Source organism: Aggregatibacter sp. oral taxon 458 str. W10330 (assembly GCF_000466335.1).
Taxonomy (GTDB): domain Bacteria; phylum Pseudomonadota; class Gammaproteobacteria; order Enterobacterales; family Pasteurellaceae; genus Aggregatibacter.
Genome location: NZ_KE952591.1, coordinates 1 through 2,142, shown reverse-complemented (window position 1 = coordinate 2,142; position 2,142 = coordinate 1). Strand labels below are relative to the sequence as shown.

At 33.8% G+C, this 2,142-nt stretch carries 5 protein-coding genes; all 5 read left to right on the top strand.

Translation table 11 applies throughout. From position 1 onward, the window contains the following. On the top strand, window positions 1-704 hold a 704-nt coding region (locus tag HMPREF9065_RS10160; RefSeq protein WP_021615210.1), incomplete at its 5' end, for a ribonuclease domain-containing protein. Then, a complete protein-coding gene (locus tag HMPREF9065_RS08860) occupies window positions 695-979 on the top strand; it encodes a barstar family protein (protein WP_021615209.1) in 285 nt (94 codons plus the stop codon). The genes HMPREF9065_RS10160 and HMPREF9065_RS08860, both read left to right, overlap by 10 nt. A 36-nt stretch (window positions 980-1,015) precedes the next feature. Continuing rightward, window positions 1,016-1,258: a hypothetical protein gene (locus HMPREF9065_RS08865; protein WP_021615208.1), complete on the top strand. Its 243-nt coding sequence runs from the start codon at window positions 1,016-1,018 to the stop codon at window positions 1,256-1,258. A gap of 200 nt (window positions 1,259-1,458) precedes the next feature. Then, window positions 1,459-1,683, top strand: a complete 225-nt coding sequence (locus tag HMPREF9065_RS10440; RefSeq protein ID WP_084422190.1) for a GH-E family nuclease — start codon at window positions 1,459-1,461, stop codon at window positions 1,681-1,683. Window position 1,684: 1 nt separating this feature from the next. Beyond that, on the top strand, window positions 1,685-2,142 hold a 458-nt coding region (locus HMPREF9065_RS08870), incomplete at its 3' end, for an ankyrin repeat domain-containing protein (RefSeq protein ID WP_021615206.1).

Genomic DNA, 2,142 nt, shown 5'->3' with positions numbered 1-2,142 from the left:
AAGATATGTGTATTTCAGCCGGTAAGGAAATGTTGTCGGATTCAGGAAAGGCAGTATGGCAATCGGGTAAAGACATTTTGGGCGCAGGCTATCGTCTTGACGATGTAAATTACCTTTATGGTAAAAATATGGTCAATGAGATTGATGCGATAGCAGCAGTGAGAGGTGGTACTGCCTTGTTGGAGCTTACGGGGACGGGGAAAGTAACCAGTACAGCATTAAATTATGCTAGATTCAAGTTGCCAAAAGGCTCAAATGCGAATGAAGTCTTGCCGATTGTTGAGGAGACAAAGGGGTATGATCTAAAATCATTCAACTATGAAGCATATAATGCCAAAGTTTATCAAGATCTTAAAATGGACTTACAAACTCACCAAAGTGCTAATCATGTAATAGAACATTTACAGCAATATGGTAAGTTGCCCGATGAGTATGTTACAAAACGCATAGCAGAAACTAAATATGGTTGGAAACCAGGAACAGCATTAAAAAAAGGGCAGATAGGTGGTGATATATATAGAAATGAACAACAGCTATTACCTACATCTGATGGTAGAGTATGGTTTGAAGCTGATGTTGGGATAAATAATCAAATTTCTAGAAATAAACAGCCAGGAACAAGGCTATTGTATTCTAATGATGGGTTATTGTTTATTACAACCGATCATTATAAATCTTTTAAGGAGATCGGAAAATGGAAGTAATAATTGATTGTAGTTTGCTTTTGGATGAGGAAGATTTCTATACCCAATTAATGAAGCAAGTTGATTTTGGTGAGTTTTTTGGAAGAAATCTAGATGCCTTTTGGGATGATATTGGATTGCTGTATGAAAAAAAAATAATATTTTTGAATTATGGAAGTCTACCAAATGATATGATCTTATTTGTTAATAAGATAATTAATTTAATAAATGAAAGTAATGCTGAGCATAAGGGTATAGATAAGCGATATTTAATCTCTATTGAGATCCTGTTTTAATTATTATTATTATGAAGATAATGAGGGGGATAAATAATGAGAGAGATAATTGCTATTCTTAAAAAGGCTTTTTTTTCTTCAATTATTATGACAGTGTTACTTTCTATAATGATGTATTTAAGAGCATATCCTGCAGAAATTTCATTTGTTATAAAGTATATACTCCCTTTTTTCTTCTTTTCTATGATATTAGCTATATATTTTGGAAATTATCTAAAAAAAGAAGAAAAAAATATTGCTAATAAAATAAAGAAAAAAAAGAGGGAGAATGGGAATTAATAATACTTTTTCTAGGCATCTTTTAGAAGAAAGGCCCCAATGATAGCGCCAGCGTCCACGCTGGTGCTGCTTAATAAAAACATTGCGAATTTTACCCATAAACGTTGGGAGAACCAATGTTCAAAATTCTTTGGATTTTTTACTGCACTTTTAGATGATAGGCACAAGCGAGGACGCTTGCGCCATCGTTTGGGTTTGATATAGGGCATATTCCTGGATGGGAGCATAGAAGATTAGAAGAGGTTGCTAAACAATTGGGTTTAACAAGACAGGAATTTAATGATTATGTAAATTCAAGACCCAACATTTTTAGGCTAGAGAATCGTTCTGAAAATCGTAGTCATAGAAATGAGATGCCGGGAAATGGTGATATTCAAAAAATTAAAGAGGATATGAAATTGTTTTTACACAAAAGAGAAAACTAATATGACAAATTTATATGAAGAATATAAAGATGACCCTAAGATGCTTGTTGCGATAGCAGATAGAGAAGGAAATATCGCAATGCTGGAGGATATTTTCTTTATAAGTAAAAAGTTAGATATTCACTATGTATCGGCAGACAAATGGAATTGGCTACACCAGTGTAATTTAATTTTTGCGGCTCCGTTGTCGGTTGTGGAGTTTTATATAAAACATGGAGTGGAGATTAATGCGCAAGATATGTACGGAATGACTCCTTTGCATTATGCGTTAAGAAGTAAAAATATTGATGCTGCGATAGCGTTACTTAAGGCTGGTGCAAACCCTAATTTACCAAATGAAAGAGGAATTACACCTTTATCCTATATTAATGGTTTCCCAGAAAGACTGGATTTGCTTCAATTAATGCTAGATAACGGGGGAGATGTAGATTTCTTTACTGGACAGCATGGTATTTTAGA